Here is a 24722-nt window from a genome sequence, read left to right as displayed (position 1 = left end):
GGGCCCATAAAACTCAACAATCGGCAGGCGTGACAATGACGTCAGATGCGGCAAACTCGGCATCTGTTCTGCGGCTTTACCACGATCAGCTGTCTGCGACCCCTGAAAGGATCGCGGTTTCGGATGATCAAGAACACCTCACGTATCGTGATCTAGATCGCCTGGCGAATGGCATCGCCGCTCAGCTGCGTCACTTCCCGATGACCGGGCAGAGCTGGGTGGCTGTGCTCGCGGGCCGATCGATCCGGTTGGTCGCGGGCCAGCTCGGCGCCATGAAGGCAGGCGTTGCCTTCGCGCCGATCGACCCGGCCACGCCCGCGGAGCGAATTCACGCCATGCTGGCGGGAGCCGCGGCCGTGGTCACGGCGCCGGAGTGGAGATCCCTGGTCCCCGACGGCGTCCCGGTGATCGACACGCCCGCCGAGGCGGACGCGTCACCCGCACCCGACGTCGAGCCCGGCGACCTCGCGTATGTCATCCACACCTCCGGCTCGACGGGGACCCCCAAGGGCGTGCTCGTCCCGCACCGCGCGCTCACCAACCTGATCAGGTGGTCGCACGAGACCTTCGGGCTGGGCGGCCGTGCCCCGCTGCTCACCAGCCCCAACTTCGACCCGTCGGTCTGGCAGATCTGGATGTACCTGACCGCGGGCACCACGATGGTCATCCCCAGCGAGCAGACCAGGCTCTCGCTGCCCGCGTTACGCGACTGGATCGTGGATCAGGAGCTGACCACCTGCTACGCGCCCACTCCCATCGCTGAGGGCCTGCTTGGCCTGTCCTGGCCGGAGGGGACCAAGCTGGCGACGCTGAGCACCGGTGGCGACCGGCTCACCACCTACCCGCGACCCGAACTGCCCTTCCGGCTGATCAACCTCTACGGCCCGGCGGAATGCGCCGTCAACGCGATCGCCGGCGCGGTGCCGGTGTACGACGGCCAGAGCCGCCCGCCCGCGCTCGGCTCGCCACTGCCCGGCGTCACCGTCCACCTCCTGGACGAGGCGATGCAGCCGGTCGAGGAGGGCGAGATCTACCTCGGCGGCGTGTGCGTCGGCCTCGGCTACCTCGACCGGCCCGACCTCACGGCCGAGCGCTTCGTCCGCGACCAGGACGGGCGGCTGCTCTACCGCACCGGGGACCTGGCCCGTCGTGATCAGGCCGGCCAGATCGAGTTTCTCGGCCGCGAGGACGACCAGGTCAAGATCCGCGGCAACCGGGTGGAGCTCGGCGAGATCGAGACCGTGCTCGGCCGTCACCCGCGGGTCCGGGCCGCCACCACCGCCGTGCGCGGCCACGAGCTGGTCGCCTACCTCGTGGGCACGGCGACCGAGCAGGAGGTACGCGCCCACCTTCGCCGGTTCCTGCCCGACTACATGATCCCCACCGCCTGGGCTTTCCTGGACGAGCTCCCGCTGACCGGCAACGGCAAGCTGGACCGTTCCGCGCTGCCCGACTCGGTCCGCGCGCCCCGCTCGATCACGCCGCCCGGCACCCCGACCGAGAAACTGCTCGCCGAGATCTGGCAGGACGTCCTCGACGCCGGGCCGATCGGCGCCGACGACGACTTCCTGGCACTGGGCGGGCAGTCGCTGCTGGCGATGCGCATCGCCAGCCGTGCTTGGGAAAGTCTGGACAAGCCGGTTGAGCCCCGGATGCTCTTCGAGCATTCCACGCTTGCCGCGCTCGCCCGCGCGATCGACGCCCTACCCGCGGTGGCGGCGGCGGAGACCTCGGTCGAGAGCCTCCTCACGCCCGCACAGCGCCGGCTCTGGTTCATCGAGCAGATGGCGCCGGGCGCGCAGTACAACGTGCCCATCCTGTTCGCCCTGGACGGCCCCCTCGACGCCGGGCGTCTGGAGAACGCGATCAACGAGATCGTACGCAGGCATCCGCCCCTGCGTACCCGCTACGAAGAGCACGACGGCGAGCCGGTGCCCGTGGTCATGCCCGCGCAGCCCGTACAGCTGAAGGTCATGGACGCCACCCCGCGTGGCGCGGAGGCGCTGGCCAAGCACGCCGCCCGTGACCCCTTCGACCTGCGGAACGGTCCCGTGCTGCGGGCGCTGCTGCTCCGGCTCGCCGACGACAGGCACCGGCTGCTGGTGAACGTCCACCACATCGCCTTCGACGGCTGGTCGGCCGGGGTCTTCCTGGACGAGCTGGCTCGGCTCTACGCGGGCGAGAAGCTGCCCCCGGCGGACGGACCGTACGTGCGCAGGCGGGGGCTTGACGGCCTGCCGTACTGGAGGCAGGCCCTGGAGCCGGCGCCTGAGCGGCTGGGGCTGCCCGCCGACCGCCCGGGATCGGCGGAGCCGCTGCGGCGCGGCGCCCGGGTCCGGGCCACGCTGCCGGACGGGCTGCTCGCCGAGCTGGAGTCGCTGGGCAGGCGCGCTCAGGCCAGCCCGTTCATGGTGCTGTTCGCGGCCTTCCAGGCACTGCTGCACCGCTACAGCGGCCAGGACGACATCGTGACGGGCGTGCCGTTCTCCGGCAGGGAGGCGCCGGGCGCGGACTCCGCGATCGGCTTTTTCGTGGAGACGCTGCCGATCAGGACCGGCCTGGCGGGCGACCCCTCCTTCGAGCGCCTGCTGTCACACGTGCGGGCGACGGTCCTGGCCACGCCCACGGACGTGCCGCTCGAGGAGATCGTGCGGGAGCTCTGTCCCGACGGCCGGCCGCCCTTCGACGTGATGTTCGCGATGCAGGAGCCGCCGGGCGCCAAGCGGGGCGACGGGGTGACCTTCCGGATGCTCGAGGAGGTGGAGAACGGCGGCGCCAAGGCCGACCTGGTGCTCTACGCCGAAGGGCAGGAGATGAGCCTGGAGTTCGCCACCGACCTGTTCGAGCGCGCCACCGCGGAGCGCCTGCTGGGGCACTACGTGCGCGTCCTGGAGCAGGTCGCGGCCGACCCGGCGGCGCCGATCTCCGCCCTGCTCGCCCGGGAGCACGAGCCCCCGGGCCACGGTCCCGACCAGTGCCTGCACCGGCTCTTCGAACAGCAGGCTGACAGGACGCCCGACGCGGTCGCCGTCGAGTTCGACGGCGCCACCCTGACCTACGCCGAGCTCGACCGGCGGGCCAACAGGCTGGCTCATCTGCTGCGCGGGCGGGGGGTGGGCCCCGAGGTGCCGGTCGCCCTGCACGTACGGCGCTCGCTCGACCTGCCCGTGGCGCTGCTGGGGATCCTGAAGTCGGGCGGCGCGTACGTGCCGCTCGACCCCTCCTACCCGGAGGGACGCCTCACCCAGGTGCTCGGCCGGGTCGACACGCCGGTCCTGGTGACGCACCGGGCGCTGGCCGGCGGCCTGCCGCACGAGCGGCCCGTCCACGTCGACAGCGAGCTCGACGGCCAGCCGGAACACCGGCCGGACAGCGGCGTCACGCCCGACAACCTGGCCTACATCCTGTTCACCTCGGGCTCGACCGGCCAGCCGAAGGGCGTGGCGATGCCGCACCGCCCGGTCGCCAACCTCATGGCCTGGCACAGCGGCGCGTACCGGAGCCTGCAGTTCACCGCGCTCGGCTTCGACGTCTCGGTGCAGGAGATCTTCAGCACCTGGGCGTACGGCGGGACGCTGGTCATGGTCAGCGACGAGGTGCGGCGCGACCCGGCTGCCCTGTGCGACCACATCGCCCGGAACCGGGTGGAACGGATCTTCCTGCCGTTCGTGGCGCTGCAGTCGCTGGCCGGCGCCGGGATCGAGCCGCCCGCCACGCTGCGCGAGGTGATCACCGCGGGGGAGCAGCTCCAGGTGACCCCGCAGCTCGAGCGGTTCATCAGGCCGTGGATGACGCTCCACAACCAGTACGGCCCGACCGAGGGCGCGATCATCGACATCGCCCACACGCTCACCGGCCCTCCGGCGGACTGGCCGCGGTTGCCGCCCATCGGCATGCCGGTCACGGGCATCCAGGCGCTGATCCTGAACCGCCTGGGCCACGAGGCGCCCGACGGCGTACCCGGCGAGCTGCACCTCGGCGGCGCCTGCCTGGCCAGGGGCTACTACGGCCAGCCCGAGCTGACGCGGGAACGTTTCGTCACCTGGCGGGACGGGCGCAGGCTCTACCGGACCGGGGATCTGGCCCGCCGCAACGAGGCGGGGGAGATCGAGTTCCTGGGCCGCGCGGACGACCAGGTCAAGATCCGCGGTTACCGGGTCGAGCCCGGAGAGATCGCCGCGGTGCTGACCGGGCACCCCGCCGTGCGCGAGGCGTTCGTCATGGCCCGGGAGGGCGGGCTGGTGGGTTACGTCGTCGCCGACGGCACCCCCGAGCTGCGTGCCTACCTGGCCGAGCGGCTGCCCGAGTACATGGTGCCGAGCACGTTCGTCACGCTGGACTCCTTGCCGGTGAACCCCTCGGGCAAGGTGGACAGGAACGCCCTGCCCGACCCCGGCAAGAGCGTGCGGACCGTCACGCCTGCGGCCACCCCGGTGGAGCAGGTCATCGCCGCCATCTGGCAGGAGGTGCTTGGCGGGGCGGTCGGACGGCACGACAACCTCTTCGACCTGGGCGGTCACTCGCTCAACGCGACCCAGATCGCCTCCCGGCTGCGCGAGGCGCTCGAGGTGCAGGTGCCGCTGCGCACGATCTTCGCGAACCCGACCGTCGCCGAGCTCGGCGCGCAGCTCACGTCACCGGACGTGGAGGCGGCCGCCGAGCTCTATCTCATGGTCGCCGCGTATTCAGAGGAAGAGACCGAGGCTCTGCTGCGGTCGATGGAAGGTGATTCATGAGCCTGTCAGCCCAGCAGCGCCAGCTCCTGGACGCGTTACGGAAGAAGAAGCAGCAGCGGGCCGGGCGGACGAGGCCCGACCGGCTGCCGATGTCCTTCACCCAGGTTCGCGCCTGGTATCTGGACAAGATGGCGCCGGGCGCCGCGCACTACCTGATTCCGCTCGCCTTCCGCATCGAGGGCGCGCTCGACCGCGAAGCGCTGCACCGCGCGCTGAACGCCCTGGTGGCCAGGCACGAGAGCCTGCGCACCACGTTCGCCATGGACGAGGACGGCCCTTACCAGATCGTGGCCGACTCGCTCACGATCGACCTGGCGGACGCCCCGGACGGCACGCCGATGGACCTGACCACCGGCCCGCTCATCCGCGCGCACCTGGTGCGCGAAGGCGCCGAGCGGCACGTCCTGCATCTCACGCTCCACCACATCGTCGCCGACGCCTGGTCGCTGGACGTGCTGCGCCGGGAGCTCGGCGCGCTCTACGACGGCCGGGAACTGCCGGCGTTGTCCCGGCAGTACCCCGACTACGCGATCTGGCAGCGGGAGGAGGACTACAGCCGGGAACTGGACTACTGGCGCGGGGCGCTGGCGGACGCGCCGCCGGTCACCGAGCTGCCTACGGACCTGCCCCGGCCGGACGTCCAGACGTACGCGGGCGCCGAGCTGCCGTTCTCCCTCGACCTGCCGCGCGAGGAGTTCAAGGCGTACTGCCGGAGCCTGGGCGCCACGCCGTACATGGTGCTGTTCGCGGCCTACCTGGTGGTGCTGTCCCGGCGCTCCGGCCGGCTGGACCTGGTGGTGGGCACGCCCATCGCCAACCGGGACAGGATCGAGTACGAGGGCCTGATCGGGTTCTTCACCAACACCCTGGCCATCCGCGCCGACCTGTCGGGCGAGCCGTCGTTCCCCGAGGTGGTCGAGCGGGTCAAGGAGGCGGTGCTCGACGCCCACGACCACCAGGGAATGCCCTTCGAGCGGCTGGTGGAGGAGCTCAACCCGGAGCGCCACCTGGACCGCAGCCCGGTGTTCCAGACGATGTTCAACATGCTGCCCGAGGCCACGGCGACGTTGGAGCTGGCCGGGCTGACGGTCACCCCCGTGGAGATCCCCGAGCGCACGGCCAAGTTCGACCTGACCGTGGGGGTCCGCGAGACTCTGGACGGGCTCGTGGAGTACAACACGGACCTGTTCCGGGCGGGCACGATCCGCGGCCTGGTGGCCGACCTCCAGCAGGTTCTCGCCGCGGCGATGGGCGGCGACGAGGCGCCCAGGCAACTGCCGCGCCGCGAGATCTCCCGGCTCATCACCCAGGCCTGGCGCGAGGCGCTGGGCAGCGACGCCTTCGGCCCCGACAGCAACTTCTTCGAGGTGGGCGGCCACTCGCTGCTGGTCCTGCAGGTGCACGAGCGGCTGCGCAAGCGCTTCAGCCTGACGGTCACCGACCTGTTCAGGTACCCGACGATCGCCTCGCTGACGGCGTACCTGAGCCCTGACGGGCCGGCGCCGGAGGCGGTCGTGACCACCGCGCCCGCCGGCGGCGCGCTCGCCATCGTCGGCATGGCCTGCCGCTTCCCCGGCGCCACGGGGCCCGAGGAGTTCTGGGCGGCGATCCGCGACGGCGTGGAAGCCGTACAGGACTTCACCGACGAGGAGCTGCTCGCCGACGGTGAGGACCCCGACCGGCTGGCGGATCCCGCGTACGTCAGGTCGGGGACGGTGCTGGAGGGCATCGACCTGTTCGACGCCACGCTGTTCGAGTTCACCCCGCGCGAGGCCGAGATCCTCGACCCGCAGCAGCGGCTGTTCCTGGAGACCGCCTGGGAGGCGCTGGAGGACGCGGGCTGCGACCCCGCCCGCCACCCGGGGCAGATCGGCGTCTTCGCCGGCTCGGCGATGAGCAGTTATTTCATCGAGAACCTGCTGGCCGCGCCCGACGTGCTCAAGGCGGTGGGCGAGTACCAGGTCATGCTCGGCAACGACAAGGACTCGCTGCCCACCCGGACCTCGTACAAGCTCGACCTGCGCGGGCCGAGCGTCAGCGTCAACAGCGCCTGCTCCACCTCGCTGGTCGCGCTGCACCTGGCCAGGCAGAGCCTGATCGCGGGCGACTGCGACATCGCGCTGGCCGGGGCGGTACGGGTCAACGCCTGGACCCGCCGCGGCTACGTCTACCAGAGCGGCGGCATCGGCTCGCCGGACGGCCACTGCCGTCCCTTCGACGCCGAGGCCCAGGGCACGATCGGGGCCAGCGGCGTGGGCGTCGTCGTGCTCAAGCGACTGGAGGACGCCCTCGCCGCGGGCGACCCCATCCACGCCGTCGTACGCGGCTCCGCGGTCAACAACGACGGCACCAGGAAGGTCGGCTACGCCGCGCCTGCCGTGGACGGCCAGGCCGAGGTCATCACCGCGGCGCTGGCCGCGGCCGGCGTCGACCCCGGCACCATCGGCTACATCGAGGCGCACGGCACGGGCACCGCGCTCGGCGATCCCATCGAGGTCGCGGCGCTCTCCCAGGTCTTCACCGGGGACCGGCGGATCGCGCTCGGCTCGGTCAAGTCCAACATCGGCCACGCGGACGCCGCCGCCGGGATGGCCGGGCTGATCAAGACCGTGATGGCACTCAAGCACCGCACGCTGCCGCCCACGGTCAACTTCGAGACGCCCAACCCGCGCATGGAGTTCGGCCCGTTCTACGTGCGCACCGCCAGCGCGGAGTGGCCGCAAGGGCAGGGACCGCGCCGGGCGGGCGTCAGCGCCTTCGGGATGGGCGGCACCAACGCCCACGTCGTGCTGGAGGAAGCGCCCGCGCAGCCCCCCGCCGCACCGGCGACCGGCCCGCACCTGCTCGTCCTGTCGGCCGCCAGTGACTCGGCGCTGGCGGAAGCGGCCACCCGGCTCGGCGCCCACCTGCGCGCGCATCCGGACACGGACCTGGGCGACGTCGCCGCCACCCTCCGGCACGGCCGCCGCCAGCTGCGGCACCGCGGCATCCTGGTCGCCGAGGACCACCGGTCGGCACTGGACGCCCAGCTCATCACCGGCGAATCCCACCCGCGCGAGATCGCCTTCGTCTTCCCCGGCCAGGGCGCGCAACGCAGGGGGATGGGCGCGGGCCTGTACCGCTCGGAGAACGTCTTCCGCGAGGTCGTCGACGCCTGCTCCGGCATCCTCCAGCCGCACCTCGGCCTCGACCTGCGCCAGGCCCTCTACGGCGAGGCCGGCGACCTCGACCAGACCTGGCTCACCCAGCCCGCGCTCTTCGTCACCGAGTACGCGCTCGCCCGCACGCTGATCGAGCGCGGGGTCCGGCCGGCGATGATGGCCGGGCACAGCATCGGCGAGTACGTCGCCGCCTGCCTGGCCGGCGTCTTCACGCTGGAGGATGCCCTGCGCCTGGTCGCCGCGCGCGGCCGCCTGGTGCAGAGCCTGCCCGCCGGCTCGATGCTGGCCGTGCCGCTGCCCGAGTCCGAGGTGGGTGACCTGCTCGGCGAGGACGTCTCACTGGCGGCGGTCAACACCTCCGAGCTGTGCGTGCTGGCCGGCCCGGAACAGGCCATCGCCGAGCTGGAGCAGCGGCTGGTACGGCAGGGCGTCGCCGGCCGCGCGTTGCGCACCTCCCACGCCTTCCACTCCGCCATGCTGGACCCGGTGCTCGACGCCTTCGCCGTCGAGGTCGCCTCAGTGGAGCTCGGCACCCCCGGCCTGCCGTACCTCTCCAACGTCACGGGCGGCTGGGTGTCCGGCGCCGAGACCAGGGACCCCGCCTACTGGGTGCGCCACCTGCGGGAAACCGTGCGGTTCGCCGACTGCGCCGGCGCCTTGGTGGCGGCCGGCGCCGCGGTGGTGGAGACCGGGCCGGGCCGCACGCTGGCCACTCTGGTGCGCCGCCAGGGAGGCCAGACCACGGTCACCCCGCTCGCCGAGCCGGACAGCGGACAGGCCGCCCTGCTGGAGAGCATCGGGCGGCTGTGGGTGAGCGGCGCCGCCGTCGACTGGACGGCGTTTGGCCCGCCGGGTAGGCGGGTGCCGCTGCCCACGTATCCGTTCGAGCGGCGGCGCTACTGGGTCGAGCCGCGCACCCGGCGCTTCGAGATCGCGGCGCCGCCGACGCCTCTGACGGCGGCGGCGCCGGTGGCGGAGGCGCAGGCGGTCCAGGAGCTCGACACGGTCGCCGCCGCCTGGCGGGACGTGCTCGGCCTCGTGCCCACCGGCCCGCAGGACGACTTCTTCGACCTGGGCGGCGACTCCCTCGTGGCCACCCAGCTCGCCTCCCGCCTCGGCCTGCCCATCGAGGCGGTCTTCGAGCACCCCACGCTGGACGGCCAGCGGGCGCTCGTCGCCTCGGCAGGCGCACACGGGGTGGTCCCGGCCGTCGTGCCGGCGGGTGCCCGCGAGGTGGTCCCGGCCGTCATGCCGGCGGGTGCCCGCGAGGTGATCCCGGTTGTCGAGGAGCCCGGGCCGGCTCCCGTCTCGTTCATCCAGCGGCGCATGTGGTTCATCGACCAGGTGCACGGCTCGGCCGCGTACGTGGTGGCCACGGCGCTGGACCTGCGGGGCGAGCTGGATGTGGAGCGGCTGCACGGCGCCCTGCGCGAGCTGGTGCGGCGGCACGAGTCGCTGCGGACCGTCTTCCGCGCCCAGGACGGCGAGCCGGTGCAGGTGGTGCTGCCCGCGGGGGAGGTGCCGCTGCCGGTCGAGGACTGCGACGACGCCGAGCGGGCGCTGAGCGAGGCCGCGGCCGAGCCCTTCGACCTGGAGCACGGCCCGCTGTTCCGCGCCCGGCTGCTGCGGCTGGCTCCGGACCACCACGTGCTGTCGCTCGGCTTCCACCACATCGTCGTGGACGGCTGGTCGATCACCTTGTTGAGGACCGAGCTGGCCGCTCTCTACAACGGGGAGACGCTCCCCGAGCCGCAGGTCAGGTACCGCGACTACGCGGTCTGGCAGCGGGAGCAGAGCGCCGACCTCGGCTTCTGGAGGGAACGGCTGCGCGGCATCCCGCACAGCCTGGACCTGCCCACGGACCGGCCCCGCCCGCCGATGCAGACCTTCGAAGGGGCGGTCGCCACCCATGTGCTCCCCGCGGAGCTGGCCGGGGGGCTGCGGAAGCTGAGCCAGGAGCGCGGCGCCACGCTCTACATGACCCTGCTGGCCGCGCTCCACACGCTGCTGTACCGCTACAGCGGCCAGGAGGACATCTGCGTCGGCTCCCCGGTGGCGGGGCGGACCCGCCCCGAGCTCGAAGGCATAGCGGGCTGCTTCATCAACACCCTGGTCATGCGGGCCACGATGGACGGCGGCCTGCCGTACACCGAGCTCCTGGCGCAGGTGCGCGAGTACGCGCTGGGCGCGTACGCCCACCAGGACGTGACGTTCGAACGGCTGGTGGAGGAGCTCAACCCGCCCAGGGACCTGTCGCGCAACCCGCTCTTCCAGGTGCTGTTCAACCTGCTCAACCTGCCGAAGAGCGACCTGGGCATGGCCGGGCTGGCCGTGCAGGAGCTGGCCGTGGAGGTCGGCACCGCCCAGGTGGACCTGGTGCTCTACGTCTACGAGCAGGGCGACGAGCTGTCGTGCAGGTTGGAGTACAACACCGCGCTCTACGACGCCGGCACCGCCCGGCGTCTGCTCCGGCACTACGAGACCCTGCTCTCCGCGATCGTCGCGGCGCCCAAGACCGCGCTGTCCGACCTGGCCCTCCTCACCGGTGAGGAGCTGGCCGAGCAGCTGGACAGTCAGGACGTCGAGGTGCCTGACCTGTGCATCCACGAGCTGGTGGAAGCCCAGGCCGACCGGACCCCCGACGCCGTGGCCGTCACCTTCGAGGGCGACTCGCTGACGTACCGGGAGCTGGACGAGCAGGCCAACCGGGTCGCCCGGCGCCTTCGGGCGGCGGGCGTGGCGCCCGAGACGCTGGTGGGCGTCGCGATGGAGCGGTCGGCCACGATGCTGGTCATCCTGCTCGGCGTGCTGAAGGCGGGCGGCGCGTACGTGCCGCTCGACCCGATGTACCCGCAGGAGCGCCAGGACTACATCCTGGACCACTCCGGGATCGGCGTCCTGGTCACCGAGCGCGAGCTGGCCGGCCGCTACTCCGGCTTCCAAGGCGAGCTCATCCTCGCCGACAGCGGCTTCTCCGAGGAAAGCCCCGAACGGACGGCCGCGCAGGTCACTTGCGAGAACCCCTGCTACGTCCTGTACACCTCCGGCTCCACCGGGCGGCCCAAGGGCGTACGCGTCCAGCACTCCTCGGTGGTGAACTTCCTCACCTCGATGAGCCGCGAGCCAGGCCTGACCAGCCAGGACACGCTCCTGGCCGTCACCACGTTCGCCTTTGACATCTCGGTGCTCGAGCTGTTCCTGCCGCTCACGGTCGGCGGCCGCGTGCTGATCGCGAGCCGCGAGGCGGCCTACGATCCGGTACGGCTGGCCGCCCTGCTGCACGGCGCGACCGTCATGCAGGCCACCCCGGCGACCTGGCGGCTGCTGCTGTCGTCGGGATGGGCGGGCAAGCCGGAGCTGAAGGCGCTCTGCGGCGGCGAGGCGCTACCTCCCGACCTGGCCGGCGACCTGCGCGGCCGGGTGTCCGAGCTGTGGAACATGTACGGGCCGACCGAGACCACCATCTGGTCCACCCTCACCCGGGTCACCGAGGGGCCGATCACGATCGGCCACCCGATCGCCAACACCCGCATCCACCTGCTCGACGCCGCGATGCAGCTGGTCCCCGCCGGCGTGGTCGGCGAGCTCTACATCGGCGGCGAGGGACTGGCCCGCGACTACCTCCACCAGCCCGAGCTGACGGCGGAGCGCTTCGTCACCTGGCGGGACGGCAGCAGGCTGTACCGGACCGGTGACCTGGCCCGCCGCCGGAGCGACGGCTCGATCGAGTTCCTCGGCCGGGCCGACGGGCAGGTGAAGGTCCGCGGCTACCGGATCGAGCTGGGCGAGATCGAGTCGCTCCTGCTGGCGCATCCCGCGATCCGCGAGGCGGCCGTGGTGGTACGCGGCTCGGACGAGGACAAGAGCATCGCGGCCTACCTCGTCGCCGAATCCGATCAGGACTGGCGCGAGTACCTGCGGCGCAAGCTGCCCGACTACATGATCCCCTCGGCGTTCGTGCTGCTGGACGCGCTGCCGCTCACTCCCAACGGCAAGGTGGACCGCAAGGCGCTGCCCGAGCCGGTGAGCGAGGTGCGCGCCGAGGGCACGGCACCGCGGACGCCGGCCGAGGCCAAGCTGGTCGAGCTCTGGTCGGCGATCCTGGGCATGACGGGGGTCGGCATCGACGACGACTTCTTCGCGCTGGGCGGCGACTCCTTCAAGGCCGTGCGTGCCGTGCGGGACTCGGGGATCCAGGCGACCGTGCTGGACCTCTTCAAGAACCCCACAATCCGAGCATTCGCCGCACTCGACGGATCATCCGGAAATATCGGCCTACTGCATGAGCTGACGCCTCCGCGCTCCGCGGCCTCGCTGACCCTGGTCTGCGTGCCGTTCGCGGGCGGCGGCGCGATCACCTACCAGCCGCTGGCCGCGGCCCTGCCCGAGCACATCACCATGCTCGCGTTGGAGCCGCCGGGCCACGACACCGGCAACCCCGGCGAGCCCGTGCTGCCCTTCCACGAGCTCGTCGAGGGCTGCGTCAAGGAGATCAAGGAGAAGGCCGACGGTCCTCTCGCGCTCTACGGCCACTGCATGGGCGGCGCGCTCACGGTCGAGCTGGCGCGCAGGCTGGAGGAGGAGGGCGTCGACCTGGTCAAGGTGGTCATCGGCGGGCACTTCCCGGCGCCCCGCCTGCCGGGCAAGGCCTTCGCCTGGTTCCGCAGGGTCTTCCCGATGGAGCGGTGGACCTCCAAGCGGCAGGCTCTGGAGTTCCTGCGGGCCATGGGCTTCTTCACCGAGGACCTGGACCGCCGCGAGCGCGACTTCATCATGGGCGTCTTCCTGCACGACACGCAGGAGGGTGAGGACTACTACACCGACCTCTACCAGGCGCCCATCAAGAAGCTGTCGGCACCGCTGGTGTGCGTGGTCGGCGAGAACGACCGCGCCACCGAGCTGCACGAGGAGCGCTTCCGCGAGTGGGAGTCCTTCTCCGACTCGGTGTCGCTGGAGGTCATCCCCAAGGCCGGGCACTACTTCCAGAAGCATCAGGCGCCCGAGCTGGCCGAGATCCTCGCCGGTGACGATGCCAGTGACGACGATGCCAGTGACGATGCCGGTGACGGCACCGGCGGCGACCGTGCCCCGGCGCCCCAGCCGCCGCGCTACCAGCAGGCCAGCCTGAAGACGTTCTTCCTGGTGGCCTTCGGCCAGCTGGTGTCGCTGATCGGCACCGGGCTGACCACGTTCGGCCTGGGCCTGTGGGTCTACCAGCAGACACAGTCGATCTCGATGTTCGCCATCGTGTCGGTCATGGCGCTGCTGCCCGCCGTCGTGCTGGCGCCGATCGCCGGAGCCGTGGCGGACCGCTGGAACCGCAGGCTCATCATGATCACCGCGGACTCGGCGGCAGGCGTCGCCTCTGCCTCACTGGCCGCCCTGCTCTGGACGGGCGGGCTCCAGCTCTGGCACGTCTACGTCATCGTCGCCATAGGCGCGGTGTCGACGGCCTTCCACACGCCCGCCTACATGGCGGCCGTCGCCCAGCTGGTGCCCAAACGCTATTACGGCAGAGCCAACGGGCTGGCCCAACTGGGCGAGGCAGCGGGGACGGTGCTGGCGCCGCTGCTCGGCGGCGCGCTCGTGGCCGCCGTCGGGCTGAACGGCATCATCGTGATCGACCTGTCGACCTTCGCCTTCGCCGTCACCGTGACCTTGGCGGTCCGCTTCCCTGACACGCTCTTCAAGAAGCGGGAGGAACCCTTCTGGCAGGAGGTGACAGGCGGCTGGCGCTACATCAGCCGCAGGCACGGGCTCCTGGCGATCATCCTGTTCACCTCGTTCCTGAACTTCCCGTTCGCCATGGTCGAGGTGCTGGCCACGCCGCTGCTGCTCAGCCTCACCGACACCGGCGGCCTGGGCGTGGCGCTCTCGATGACCGGGGTCGGGCTCCTGGTGGGCAGCGTGATCATGACGGTGACCGGCGGCCTGGCGCGCCGCACCCACGGCATCCTCGGCTGCTTCATGGCACTGGGCGTCGCCTTCGCCGTCATCGGGATCGCGCCTCACCCGGCGCTGCCCGCGATCGGGCTGTTCTTCGTCGGGCTGCTCACCGCGCTCCTGAACGCACACTGGTTCTCGATCGTGCAGCAGAAGGTCGGACTGGACCTGCAGGGCCGGGTCATCGCCACCAACCTGATGCTCAGCTGGGCCATGGTCCCGGTCGGGTTCCTGCTGGCCGGACCGCTGGTCGAGCACGTCTTCAACCCCATCGCCGGCTCCGCGCAGGGCCGGGGGATCGCCCTGCTCACCATCGTCGCGGGCGCGGTGACCGTGCTGATCGGCCTGGCGGCCTTCCGCTACCGGCCGGTCCGCTACCTGGAGGACGACCTGCCCGACGCGCTCCCCGACGCGGTGATCATCACTGACAAGGATCTGATCCAGCGGAAGGCTGACAAGCAGCTCGTCGCCTGATCCCGCCCCGGCCGTGGCGGCGAGCCCAACCGGCTCGCCGCCACGGCCTTTTCGCGTCCCGCGTGTCGAATGCTCACCGCGCGGGCACCGCTCGGCTACTCTGCCCTCAACTGGCGGTCATGAGATCTCGTCATCGTCGAGTCGTATATTTCTCCACACCCGAGGAGACCCATGTTCAGGCGACTCGCCGTCATCCTCGCGATCTCGACCACCGTCCTGACGACCCCCGCCCAGGCGGCCACCGCCGCCACCAACGTCGCCCACCGCGGCGCGTCCGCGTACGCTCCCGAGAACACCATCGCCGCCTTCGAGCTGGCGGACAAGCAGCGGGCCGACATGTTCGAGCTCGACGTCCAGGAGACCAAGGACCACCAGCTGGTCCTGATGCACGACACGACCCTGACCCGCACCACCGACGCCGAGCGGGTCTTCCCCGACCTGGCTCCGTGGCGGGTCGGCGACCTGACGCTCGACCAGATCCGCCAGCTCGACGCGGGCTCGTGGTTCTCCGGGAAGTACGAGGACGAGAAGGTGCCCACGCTCGGCGAGACGCTGCGCGAGATGAGCGGGTCGGGCATGGGCGTGCTGCTGGAGATCAAGAAGCCGGAGCTCTACCCGGGCATCGAGGCCCGCGTCGCCGCCGAGCTGCGCCGCCATTCAGGCTGGCTCGCGCCCGGGCGGCTGGTGGTGCAGTCCTTCAGCTGGCAGTCGATGCGGACCTTCCACCGGCTGCTGCCCGACGTGCCGATCGGGCTGCTCGGCACGCCGTCCACGGCCGAGCTGCCGGGGCTGGCCAAGTTCGCCGACCAGATCAACCCGCCGTACACCTCGCTGACCTCCTCGTACGTACGGCGCGTGCACGCACTCGGCATGCAGGTGCTGGCCTGGACGGTGGACGATCCGGACAGCATGCGCCGGATGCTGGCCTACAAGGTGGACGGGATCATCACCAACAGACCCGACGTCCTGGACGACCTACTGAGCTCCTGACGACGCTTCTGACGACTGAGCGGCGAGCACGGCCAGCCGGATCCGGTTCGGCGCGCCGGTCTTGCGCATCAGGCTCGTCACGTACGTCTTGACCGTCGAAACCCCCAGGTACAGGCGCTCGGCGATCTCCCGGTTCGACAGCCCGGCGCCCACCATGGCCAGCACGTCCCGCTCGCGCGGGCTCAGCTCGGGGACCTCCGGTGTCGCCTTGAGGCCTGGGCCCGCGCGCGCGTACGGCCTGCTGGACCAGCCGCCCCAGCACGGCCTGGCTGAACGGCGGCTCGCCGGCCACCGCCCTGCGCAGCGCGGCCGCCGAGGGCGGCGACCACGTCCACGCCATGAGCTGGTCGGCGGGCATCGACCTGGCGCTCGTCCTGGTCGTGATCGCGTCGGTGGCCTACAACAGGCACCGCGCCATCAGGAAGGCACGGACAGAGCCGTCCCGTACAGCCGCGACGCCCGGATCCTGATCACCATCCGCCGGTCCTCGACCATCTGGCGCAGGAAGGCGTACGGATCCTCGATGCCCTCCTGCATGGCGAGCAGTTCCATACCCACCTCGTCGCCCGGCTCCGCGCTGACCGGCGACAGCTCCGCCTCGCCCTCGGCCACGGCGTACGACCAGAAGTCGTCGCTGGCCACGTAGAGGGCGCAGCGCGGGTCCTTGTGGAGTTGGCGGACCTTGAGCCGGTCGGCGATGGTCGAGATGCGTGCCACGCGCTGGTTCGGGTCCCACGTGTAGATGACGGTGGACAGGTGAGGGTCCCCGCTGCCCTTGTTCGTGGCCAGCGAGCCGAACCGCTGGCCGGACAGCAGGCCGGAGAGCTCCTCGTCGCTGAGCGACCGGGGGGCCGGGCCCGTGCCTGGCCCGTACTCCTGCGACATTCGCCGTACTCCCTGCGCAACCCGTGCAGATGCGGATATGTCAGCCTATCCCCAGCTGTGCGGGGCCTCGACGAGGCTGTGCCACCTGAGGCTGCTACTCGCCGCCCGATAAGTTACAAGCCATGAATTTTGCCATTACCAGTGGATATGTCGTGCCGATTGACGGCGACCCCGTCGACGGCGGCACTGTGCTCGTAAAGAACGGGAAGATCGTCGCGGTTGGCCGGGACGTGGCCGTGCCCGAGGGGATCCCCGTCGTGGACGCGGCGGGCGGCTGGGTGCTGCCCGGCTTCGTCGAGGCCCACGGCCACCTCGGGGTGCACGAGGAGGCCGAGGGCTGGGCCGGCCAGGACACCAACGAGATGACCGACCCGAACGGCGCCCGCCTGCGCGCGCTCGACGCCATCAACCCCGCCGACCTGGCCTTCGCCGACGCGCTGTCGGGCGGCGTCACGACCGCCGTGATCAAGCCCGGCTCCGGCAACCCGATCGGCGGGCAGACGGTCGCGGTCAAGTGCTGGGGCAGGACCGTGGACGAGATGTTGATCAAGGAGCCGGCGAGCGTCAAGAGCGCGCTCGGTGAGAACCCCAAGCGCGTGTACGGCGACCAGAAGAAGCTGCCCTCCACCCGGCAGGGCGTGGCCGCGGTGATCCGGGACGCGTTCATGAAGGCACAGGACTACCAGGCCAGGCGGGCGGCGGCCGCGGCAGAGAGCAAGCCGTTCGACCGCGACGGCACGCTGGAGATCCTGGCCCGCGTGCTGGACGGCGAGCTGCCGTGGTGCCAGCACACGCACCGGGCAGACGACATCGCCACCGCGCTCAGGCTGGCCGACGAGTTCGGGTACCGCCTGATCATCAACCATGGCACCGAGGGCCACCTGCTGGCCGACACCCTGGCCGCCAGGAACGTCCCCGTCATCATCGGCCCGCTCTTCACCGCCCGTTCCAAGGTCGAGCTGCGGCAGCGCTCGCTGCGCAACCCGGGCATCCTCGCCCGGGCCGGGGTGGCGCTGGCCATCACCACCGACCATCCCGTCGTGCCGATCCACTTCCTCGTCCACCAGGCCACGCTGGCGGTCAAGGAGGGCCTGGACCCGGCCGAGGCGCTGCGCTCGATCACGCTGAACCCGGCCCGGATCATGGGCATCGACGACCGGGTGGGCGCGCTGAGGCCTGGGCTCGACGCCGACGTGGTGATCTGGTCGGGGGACCCGCTGGACGTCATGAGCCGGGCGCTGCGCGTGTTCGTCTCCGGCCGGGAGGTGTACACGTACGCCGCCGGCGAGCCCGTCGTGGCGGATCCGTATTTCCGGGAATCAAGTGACCGTTAAGCACCCGTAGATCGGCGACGCGCATAGTGGTCGCACCGGCGGAGAAGAGAGGCATCACGATGACAGCGCAGCGTCCCAGCGTGGCACTTCTGATCGGCCTGGTGGTCTCCAGTGCCCTGGCGCTGATCGTGCTGGCCCTCATGCTGCTGTCGGGCGGGCCCGCCGGGTTCGCCCTGTCGGCGCTGCTGGCCGTGGCGCCGCTGCCGGTGCTGCTGGCGGCCGTGCTCTCGCTCGACCGGCTGGAGCCCGAGCCCAAGCTGCACCTGGGGTTCGCGTTCGCGTGGGGCGCGGGAGTGGCGATCGTGCTGGGCGTCGCGCTGACCATGGCGGGGCAGGCGCTGTTCACCAGAGCCGGGCTCGGCGCTGCGGTCGTCGACGATGTGGGCAAGGTGCTGCTGGCCCCCGTGATCGAGGAGGCGCTCAAGGCCTCGGCGCTGCTGCTGCTCCTGCGCAGGCGGCAGGAGATCGACGGGCTCACCGACGGCATCGTGTACGCGTCCATGGCCGGCCTGGGCTTCGCAGCCGTGGAGAACGTCGGCTACTACCTGCTCGCGTACGACACGGACGGCGCCGGCGGGGCGGTCCAGCTGTTCGTGATGCGAGGGCTCATCGACCCGCTCGGCCACCCCATCTACACGTCCTTGATCGGCCTCGGTGTCGCGTACGCGCTCACCCGGCGCACGCCGGCCAGGCTCGCCGCCATCCTGCTCGGCTACCTGGGCGCGGTCTTCCTGCACGGCCTCTGGAACGGCGCCGCCACCACGGGCTCGCTGGCCTGGCTGGGCGCCGCGTACCTCGTGATCATGGCGGCGCTCGTGCTCCTGATCGTCGTGACCGTCGTCGAGCGCCGCCAGCTCGTCGCCAAGATGGGCGTCTACCTGCCCGGCTACGAGCAGACCGGGCTGGTCACCCCGGCCGACGTCCGCATGCTGAGCACCCTGCCGGCGCGCAAGGCGGCCCGCAAGTGGGCCAGGGGAGTGGGACTCGGCCGGGCCATGAGCGACTACCAGCATGCGGCGACCGAGCTGACCATGCTGCACCTGCGTGCCGAACGCCAGGGCATGGACCCGGCCCGGTTCGCGGCGGAACGCGACACGTACCTGGCCGCGATGTCCCACGCCCGCCGCTGGTAACGCCGTCTCGCGTGGTGGGCGGGGGAGTCTCGCTGTGCGAAATGTCACGGATTCCGAGTCACGGGCCCTGACAAAATGGGGGAAACCCCGAAGGGAGAGCAGATGAGCTGGACGGAGATCGGGTCCGAGGCGGAGCTGCGTGAGCTGCTCGGCGAGGTCATGCCGAGGGCGGTGACCAAGGAGCGCGTACGGCTGCACGAGCGCGACCGGCAGTGGCTGGCGGCCTCCCCGTTCTGCCTGATCGCCACGTCCGACGACGCCGGAAACTGCGACGTCTCGCCCAAGGGCGACCCCGCCGGGTTCGTCCACGTCATCGACGACACGACGATCGCCATCCCGGACCGCCCGGGCAACCGCAGAGCGGACGGATTCCTGAATATCCTCAAAAATCCGCATGTGGGGTTGATCTTCCTTATCCCCGGCCGCAGCGAGACCCTGCGCGTCAACGGCCGGGCCAGGCTCGTCCGCGAGGCCCCGTTCTTCGACGAGATGATCGTCAAGGGCCACCGCCCGCACCTCGCGCTCGTGGTGGAGATCGAGCAGATCTTCTTCCACTGCGCCAAGGCGTTCCTGCGCTCCTCGCTCTGGAAGCCGGACTCCTGGACCCCCGAGGTCCTGCCCTCGCATGCCAAGCTCGTCAAGGACGTGCAAGCGGTCGAGGAGACCGTCGAAGAGCTGGAGACGTACTACGGCGAGGTTTACACCAAGCGCTTGTACGGCTGACCGCGAAAGCCCGCCGCCCGGTCAAGGAACCGGGCGGCGGGAGCGTCAGGCGGCGGGGCTGGGGCCGCCGGGAAAGAGGATGACGTTGCGGCCGGTGTAGGCGCGCAGGTCGATCACCTTGGGGTCGGCGGGCAGCCTGCGGCGGTCGGCGGAACGAATGTCGCGGACCTTGTGCCTGGCGATGCGTGGCGGCACCGCCACAAGCCTCTTCATCGTGAGCCCCCCGTGATGACTTTGTTACCTCTGTTATCTACAGAACCCACGATAAATTCGGTGTAAGGAACAAGTCAGTAGGGAAGGGTGCGACCCGCCGGTGTCCGCAGGTCCAGCTCCATGGTCAGCCGCGTGCGCCGCTTGGCCGCCGTCTTCGTGACCCTGACGCGTCTCATGGTCTCCCCCTCCCGAAGCCGGCTCACAACTGGCGCCGCCGCCACTTGGCGGCGGCATGGCGGGCGTTTGCCGCCCGCTATGCGCGCCAACCTAACCGGCTACGGCCTGATCACTCAACGCATTTCCACGAATGGTCAGGTTCCCGGGGTGAGCCGGGCCGTGACCCCGATCCGGTTCCAGGCGTTGATCATCGCGAGGGCCACGATGAGCAGCCCCAGCTGCTTCTCGCTGTAGTGCTGTGCGGCCTCCTCCCACACCTCGTCCGGCACCGCCGCGCGGTCGGCCAGCCTGGTCGCCTCCTCCGTCAGCGCCAGCGCGGCCCGCTCGGCCGGGGTGAACACAGTGGCCTCCCGCCAGGTGACCACCGACCAGAGCCGCTCGTCGCTCTCACCGGCCTTCTTCATGTCGCGGCTGTGCATGTCCACGCAGTAGCCGCAGCCGTTGATCTGGCTGGCGCGCAGCTTGACGAGCTCGATGGTGGTGGTCGGCAGCTCGCTGCCGTGGAGCAGCTTCTCCACGGCGATGAAGTGGTGGTACGCCTCCGGGACGTTCTTGGCGACGTTGATCCGCTGGGTCATTTGAGCCTCCTCATGTGCTTACGAGAGGAGGACGGGACAGACCCCCTTCTTGTGACAACTTCCGCGAAAAGCACGACATCTAACCCGCCGTGGAGGCGCTGAGCGCGGGGGATCCCCAGCGCATCGGGGATTACTGGCTCGCTGGACGGCTGGGTTCGGGCGGCCAGGGCGTCGTGTACGACGCCGGCGGCAACCGGGTCGCGGTCAAGGTGCTGCACGCGGCCGGCGATCGCGCGGTCGCGACCGGTTCGCCGAGGAAGCGACGGCCGCGCGGCGGGTGCCGCCGTGCTGCACGCCGCGAACGGATGCCAGCCCCCAGCCCTCCGTGGGTGGTTCAGCCGGCGCAGTTGCCCCACAGAGTGCGGCCGCCCGATGCCGCCACGTCGCCGCTCGGGTTCGTGGTCCAGCCTCCGTACTTCACGCACTTCCAGGCGCCGTCGATGTGGCCGGTCTCGGCGTAGTACTTGTACTTCTGCTGATCCATCGACTTGCCGCCCTTCTTCACCTCCAGGTAGGCGCCGGTGAGCGTGCGGACACCTGTGTATCTGGTCTTGATCGCGGCCACGCAGTTCTTGCCGCTGCGCTTGTTGTACATCAGGTACACGTGCCCGAACACCGCTCCCTTCTTCGTCACCATCGCTCGGTGGCCGTCCTTGACGCGGTGGAAGCCAGGGCCGCAGATGCGCTCGGGGGTATAGGGGGCGGTGGCGGCGTAAGAGGCGGAGGGGACGGCGACGACACCAGCTGCGACCAGGGCGGCCGCGATGACCGATCGGATGAACACGATTTTCCCTTCGGCACGGCAATAAGGATGTCGTTGATCTTTACTGCGACATTACCGAAAAGCCGGTGGAAGTTCTGATGAATGCCGCCTATTGCGTTCTGTGCGGCCTGTGTCGTTTTCTGGGGGTTCTGCGGCCGGCTCGGCCTGCCCGCGGCCCTGGGCTACCCCTGATGAGCCCGCTCCGTGGTGAATTGGCCCTGAGGTGAGTACGGTGGCCCGTTTAGGGAAATTGGTGGTTCTTTGAGGAAGAAAGACCACGTAACCGGGTATCCCCCCGGCGGATCGACTGTGAAGGGGATCACCATGGCTGTCTGCGAGACCTGCGGAAACGACTACGACATGGCGTTCGAGGTGCATGCGCAGGGAGCGGTGCACACCTTCGACTGCTTCCAGTGCGCGATCGAGGGAATGGCGCCCATCTGCGAGCACTGCGGCACCAAGGTCATCGGACATGGGGTGCAGTCGGGCGAGCACTGGTACTGCTGCGCGCATTGCGCGCGTGAGGAGGGCACCAAGGGCATCGTCGACCGCGTAATGGCCACCACCTGACAGGTCGTCACGCGCGTCTACGGTCGTCACGCATGTCTACGGTTGTCGGCGCGTCTACGGCAGCAGGGAGCGGGCGCGGGCGATGGCCTCGTCGAGAGGCCCCTGGGGGACCGGGGACGCGAGGTCGACGGTGATGTCGCCGTTCTTGGCCTCCCAGACGCCCGCGACCCGGCCCTCGTGGATCACAACGGGGGAGATCCACCCCGCCTGGCGGCTCACCTTGGGCTTGAGTGGCGGAGGGATGAGCGGGGCGAGGGCGCGTGGGGCCGCCAGGATGTACTGGTCGAAGCCCGGCAGCAGGTGAACCTCGGCCGAGGGGCTGGTGCCGGCCAGGTCGTCGAGGTGCTCGGTCAACGCCGGCAGCGTCTGGCCGTCGTCCGTCTCGACCTCGGTCAGCTCAGGCGCGAGGTCACGGAACCACCCCTTGAGCACCGCCTTCTTCGCCACGCCGCCGAACAGCCACGTGTCGAACATCTCCGGCGTCGCCGGCCCGTGCGCGCCCAGGAACGCCCGGGCCACCCGCACACCGGCCTCCTCGTACGGCGGAAGCGCGGCGGGCCAGGCCGGGAGCCAGGCGCGCGGGGCGGTGAAGGTCACCCTGCTGTCGCGGGGCGGGCCATAGCAGAGCTCGCCCAGGCGGCTCAGCGGCTTCAGTAAGGCGCCCCAGCCGGACGTGAGCGCCTCTCTGAGGTGAACGTCCCCCGTCACCGCCACCACGGCATCGACAAGCTCTTCTCTGGTGAGAGCCCGCTCGCCGGCTATCCCTTCTCTGGCCACCGCTTCCCCGGACGTCCCCTCGCCGGGTACCGCTTCGCCGGGCGCGCCTTCGGCGGACACCGCTTCCCCGGACATCCCTCTGCCGGACGCCGCTGCGCCGGGCGTCCCTTCGGCGGGTGCTCCGTGGCTCAGGGCGCGGGGGACGGCGTCGATGATCGCCGCGATCTCGTCGGCCGTGACGCCGTGGCCCCGCTGCCACGAGCCCTTCTCCCAGAAGCGCAGCGTGCTCAGGGCCGCGCAGTAGTCGGCCAGCGTGTCGGACGGGACGAGGTGGAGGGTGCCGCGCATGATCCACGTCTTGACCAGTGTGCGGTCGCTCCACAGGGCCCTGTCGATCTCGTCGTGGTCGGGCCCGGCCCGCCTGACCGCCACCGCGAGCTGGGCCGACGAGGCGACCTGGGTCTGGACGCCGCACAGCCGCCGGGCGACCGCCACGGCATCAGCCGCGTCGCTCTGGCTCACGAACTGTCTGCGCAGGCGCCACGCGAGAATCTGGGGCCAGGTCACCTTCGTCGTCACGCGTACTTATCTACACCTCGCCACCGACAACCCCGTGCGGTCAGCGGGTGAAGCCGATGTCCTCGTATCGGACGTCGTAGAAGCCGCGTGCCCCCACGTTGGCCAGCGTCTGGCGGGTCGCCACGTTCTGCGGGCGCTGGTAGAGCGGCAGCACGTTGACCAGCTGCCAGATCTGCTCATCCACCTGATTCGTCAACATACGGGCCCGCGCCGGGTCCAGGGACTGCGCGGCGCGGCTCATGGCCTGGTCGATGGCGGGCGAGCCGGTGCGGCCGAAGTTGGCGTTCCACGTCTTGCCGTCGGGGGAGTTCGCGTAGATCCCATAGCTGCTGGAGACGGGGAACGGCGTCCCGATGTACGCGAAGGGCGTGATGTCGAAGTTGCCGGGGATGACGTACTTGGTGAAGAAGTCGTCGCTGGGCACGGCCTTGATCGTCAGCTTCACGCCGATCTGGGCCAGCATGCTCTGTGCCAGCTCCCCTTCCTGCTTGCTCACCTGAACCCCGGACGGCACCACGAACCGCAGATCGAGCACCTTGCCGTTCTTCTGCCTGACCGCGCCGCTCAGCTTCCACCCGGCGGCGTCCAGGAGCTGCCGCGCGCGAGCGGGGTCGTATACGCCGAGTTTCCCGGCGTTGTCCTGGTAGCCCTCCTGGGTGTTCATGAAGAAGTGGTTGTTCAGCAGGGCGATCGGCCAGTCCAGGCCCTGGAGGTCCGACTGCGCGATGGCCTGGCGGTTGATGCCGAGCTGGATGGCCTGGCGCACGCTCTGGTCCTTGAGCAGCTCGCTGGACCCGTTAAAGGTGAAATGCCGGAAATCGGGTCCGGCTGCCTGCCGGACCTGCGCCCCCGGCGTGCCCTTGGCCCGCGCGTAGTCGGGAGCCGACGGCCCCACGTCGATGATGTCGAGCTCCCCGTTGCTGAACGCCCCGATCAGCGAGTCCTGCTCCGACGCCCGATAGATGATCTTGTCGAGCTTGGCCCGGTTCCCCCACCAGGAGTCGTCCCGCACGAGAGTGATCGTCTTGGCCGTCTGGTCGAAACCCCCGAACTTGAACGGCCCCGCCGTCACCGGGATCTTGTTCAGCCAGGCGTGGTCGAAGGTGTCGGGCGTGCGGTTGGTGGCGGCCGGCAGCAGCGGCCCGAACAACGCCTGCCAGTCCCCGAACGGCTTGTCGAACGTCACCACCACCTCGAAGTCGTCCTTGCCCCGCGCCACCTTCTCGATGTCCTGGTAGCCGGTGGGCGAGGCGATGTGGAAGGCGGGGTTCCGCCCGTTCAGCGCGTGCCACTGCGCCTGGTAGTCGGCCCACGTGATCGGCTTGCCGTCGGACCACTTGGCCTTGGGGTTCAGCCGGTACGTGATCACCTGCTTGGGCTGCTGCCGGGTCACCTCGGCCTCGAGCACGTAGTCGTGGTTGACCGAGATCTCCGCCTTCTCGTTGGACAGGAACGGCGAGGGCAGCAGCGCGTTGCTGACCGCGGCGGCCACGGCCAGGTTGCCGTCCACGTGGTTCCTGTTCCACTGTGAGGGGAACTCGTTGATCCCCCACCGCAGCGTCCCGCCGTCCTTGACCTTGTCGCGTGGCTGCAGGTTGATGTCGAAGGCCTTGATCGTACGCTCGTCCCCCTCGCTCGCCTGGCCCTCTGGGCCGCCCCCCGGGCCTCTGCCGCAGCCCGCCAGGCACAGCGAGCCCGCCACAGCGACGGCCACGACAAGACGTGATGCTTTCATCGAGCGAATTC

Annotated in this window: 14 protein-coding genes; 7 read left to right on the top strand and 7 right to left on the bottom strand. The window is 70.6% G+C overall.

The window, feature by feature from the left end:
- Positions 1 to 35 precede the first annotated feature (35 nt).
- From ABN273_RS26785 to ABN273_RS26775, 3 genes are all read left to right on the top strand, one after another.
- Complete coding sequence (locus ABN273_RS26785) at positions 36 to 4736, top strand: non-ribosomal peptide synthetase (RefSeq protein ID WP_349451931.1); 4701 nt, start codon at positions 36 to 38, stop codon at positions 4734 to 4736.
- Entirely contained in the window at positions 4733 to 14314 is a 9582-nt protein-coding gene (locus ABN273_RS26780) for a non-ribosomal peptide synthetase/type I polyketide synthase (protein ID WP_349451770.1), read from the top strand. Before ABN273_RS26785 ends, ABN273_RS26780 begins: the two co-directional genes overlap by 4 nt.
- Before the next feature lie 171 nt (positions 14315 to 14485).
- Positions 14486 to 15304, top strand: coding sequence for a glycerophosphodiester phosphodiesterase (locus ABN273_RS26775; RefSeq protein ID WP_349451769.1), 819 nt, complete (start codon positions 14486 to 14488; stop codon positions 15302 to 15304).
- On the opposite strand, the gene ABN273_RS26770 is transcribed toward ABN273_RS26775, so the two are convergent.
- Positions 15290 to 15490: a response regulator transcription factor gene (locus ABN273_RS26770; protein ID WP_349451930.1), complete on the bottom strand. Its 201-nt coding sequence runs from the start codon at positions 15488 to 15490 to the stop codon at positions 15290 to 15292. The two genes, ABN273_RS26775 and ABN273_RS26770, sit on opposite strands and share 15 nt — an antisense overlap.
- Positions 15491 to 15721: 231 nt before the next feature.
- Positions 15722 to 16189: a PPOX class F420-dependent oxidoreductase gene (locus tag ABN273_RS26765; RefSeq protein WP_349451768.1), complete on the bottom strand. Its 468-nt coding sequence runs from the start codon at positions 16187 to 16189 to the stop codon at positions 15722 to 15724.
- A 122-nt stretch (positions 16190 to 16311) separates the two neighbouring features.
- On the opposite strand from ABN273_RS26765, the gene ABN273_RS26760 reads away from it, so the two are divergent.
- The 3 genes from ABN273_RS26760 to ABN273_RS26750 all read left to right on the top strand — a co-directional run bounded on the left by ABN273_RS26760 (position 16312) and on the right by ABN273_RS26750 (position 19379).
- Entirely contained in the window at positions 16312 to 17523 is a 1212-nt protein-coding gene (locus ABN273_RS26760; protein WP_349451767.1) for an amidohydrolase, read from the top strand.
- An 80-nt stretch (positions 17524 to 17603) separates the two neighbouring features.
- Entirely contained in the window at positions 17604 to 18656 is a 1053-nt protein-coding gene (locus ABN273_RS26755; protein WP_349451766.1) for a PrsW family intramembrane metalloprotease, read from the top strand.
- Between the two features lie 102 nt (positions 18657 to 18758).
- The gene (locus ABN273_RS26750; protein ID WP_349451765.1) at positions 18759 to 19379 is read left to right on the top strand and encodes a pyridoxamine 5'-phosphate oxidase family protein; all 621 of its coding nucleotides are present in this window, start codon (positions 18759 to 18761) and stop codon (positions 19377 to 19379) included.
- A gap of 45 nt (positions 19380 to 19424) precedes the next feature.
- Here ABN273_RS26750 and ABN273_RS26745 read toward each other — a convergent pair whose 3' ends face one another.
- From ABN273_RS26745 to ABN273_RS26735, 3 genes are all read right to left on the bottom strand, one after another.
- The gene (locus ABN273_RS26745; RefSeq protein WP_349451764.1) at positions 19425 to 19592 is read right to left on the bottom strand and encodes a hypothetical protein; all 168 of its coding nucleotides are present in this window, start codon (positions 19590 to 19592) and stop codon (positions 19425 to 19427) included.
- Between the two features lie 311 nt (positions 19593 to 19903).
- Positions 19904 to 20347 carry a carboxymuconolactone decarboxylase family protein gene (locus ABN273_RS26740; protein WP_349451763.1) on the bottom strand — a complete coding sequence of 148 codons (444 nt, stop codon included), beginning with the start codon at positions 20345 to 20347 and terminating at the stop codon, positions 19904 to 19906.
- A gap of 334 nt (positions 20348 to 20681) precedes the next feature.
- Positions 20682 to 21131 carry a hypothetical protein gene (locus tag ABN273_RS26735; RefSeq protein WP_349451762.1) on the bottom strand — a complete coding sequence of 150 codons (450 nt, stop codon included), beginning with the start codon at positions 21129 to 21131 and terminating at the stop codon, positions 20682 to 20684.
- 303 nt (positions 21132 to 21434) lie between these two features.
- Between ABN273_RS26735 and ABN273_RS26730 the strand changes: the two genes are divergently transcribed.
- A complete protein-coding gene (locus ABN273_RS26730) occupies positions 21435 to 21680 on the top strand; it encodes a metallothionein (protein ID WP_349451761.1) in 246 nt (81 codons plus the stop codon).
- Between the two features lie 54 nt (positions 21681 to 21734).
- On the opposite strand, the gene ABN273_RS26725 is transcribed toward ABN273_RS26730, so the two are convergent.
- Positions 21735 to 22976 carry a DNA glycosylase AlkZ-like family protein gene (locus ABN273_RS26725; protein ID WP_349451760.1) on the bottom strand — a complete coding sequence of 414 codons (1242 nt, stop codon included), beginning with the start codon at positions 22974 to 22976 and terminating at the stop codon, positions 21735 to 21737.
- A gap of 40 nt (positions 22977 to 23016) precedes the next feature.
- Complete coding sequence (locus tag ABN273_RS26720) at positions 23017 to 24711, bottom strand: ABC transporter family substrate-binding protein (protein ID WP_349451759.1); 1695 nt, start codon at positions 24709 to 24711, stop codon at positions 23017 to 23019.
- Positions 24712 to 24722: the final 11 nt, after the last annotated feature.

It is taken from the genome of Nonomuraea sp. B19D2, assembly GCF_040137845.1.
Taxonomy (GTDB): domain Bacteria; phylum Actinomycetota; class Actinomycetes; order Streptosporangiales; family Streptosporangiaceae; genus Nonomuraea.
This window is presented reverse-complemented; position numbering and strand designations above follow the sequence as displayed.